Raw genomic sequence first — 311 nt, 5'->3', positions numbered from 1 at the left:
CGTTACCCTTGTCAGCAACATCAACGGACCCCACGAAAGAGGCCCGCCATGTCCAACCCCATCCTCGGCCGCGTCGAGCAGGACGCCCGTAACGGCTACGTCGGCTTCCGCGACCACGCCCAGACCCCGCAGAGCGGCTACCAGCAGGCCCCGACCCAGGCCTACGGCGGTCAGCAGGGCTACGGCCAGGGCTACCCGCAGGGTGGCTACCAGCAGACCCAGCCCGGCTTCCCGCAGGATCCGACGGTCCAGCACGGCGGCGGCTGGGGCGGCGGCGGTGGCCGCTCGGTGACCATCGACGACGTCGTCAT

At 70.7% G+C, this 311-nt stretch carries 1 pseudogene; it reads left to right on the top strand.

The window, feature by feature from the left end:
- Nucleotides 1-48: 48 nt before the first annotated feature.
- Nucleotides 49-311: pseudogene (locus NR187_RS34850) on the top strand (hypothetical protein); the annotation flags it as partial.

It is taken from the genome of Bradyrhizobium sp. Bra64 (genome assembly GCF_024519875.1).
Lineage (GTDB): Bacteria > Pseudomonadota > Alphaproteobacteria > Rhizobiales > Xanthobacteraceae > Bradyrhizobium > Bradyrhizobium japonicum_G.
The sequence above is the reverse complement of the archived record's forward strand: the minus strand, read 5'-3'. Positions and strand labels throughout refer to the sequence as shown.